Consider the following 722-nt stretch of genomic DNA (forward strand, 5'->3'; position numbering starts at 1 on the left):
GGGCGGTCTTTTTAATGAACTCAGCTTTGGGTATAAATATTTTTTGGGTAAAAAAAGGATTATAGGGTTTAGGCACTCTCTTTTTTTCGGTTACCAACTTGGTGGCGTTGGTTCTGTTCCTGGCAGCGGTTTAATCGTCTTTTTACCCTATGGTTTCAATACGGATTTGCTCATTAATTGGACTAACGATAAGCGAGCGTCCCAAGAAGATGTTGAACGAAGGGTAAAAGGGCTCTCTATATTTTACAAAGACATGACCGGCAGAACGCTAGACGCTAATACATTAAAAAAGGTATCAAGGCACACATTTAGAAAATCTTCAGGGCTTGTGATTGGCATGGATATAGGGGCTAGCACTTGGTTTGCAAGTAACAATCTCACCCCTTTCAATCAAGTCAAGAGCCACACGATTTTTCAGTTACAAGGAAAATTTGGCGTTCGTTATAATAGCGATGAATACGATATTGATCGCTATGGCGATGAAATATATCTTGGGGGTTCTAGTGTTGAATTAGGGGTTAAAGTGCCCGCTTTTAAGGTCAATTACTATAGCGATAATTATGGGGATAAATTGGATTATAAAAGAGTGGTGAGCGTTTATCTTAACTATACATATAACTTTAAATAACTTTAAAAACAAACATTAGAACACGCTTTTTTTAAGGCTCTTTGGTTGGTTTTTTAAAACATGCTTTTGAGCGTTTTTTAGATTTTATAACCAA

Annotated in this window: 1 protein-coding gene; it reads left to right on the top strand. The window is 37.0% G+C overall.

The features are described from left to right. The coding region (locus IE271_RS44505) for an outer membrane protein (RefSeq protein WP_190195515.1) at window positions 1-628 on the top strand (628 nt) is incomplete at its 5' end. Window positions 629-722 lie beyond the last annotated feature (94 nt).

The sequence above is a fragment of the Streptomyces minutiscleroticus genome (assembly GCF_014650875.1).
GTDB lineage: Bacteria > Actinomycetota > Actinomycetes > Streptomycetales > Streptomycetaceae > Streptomyces > Streptomyces minutiscleroticus.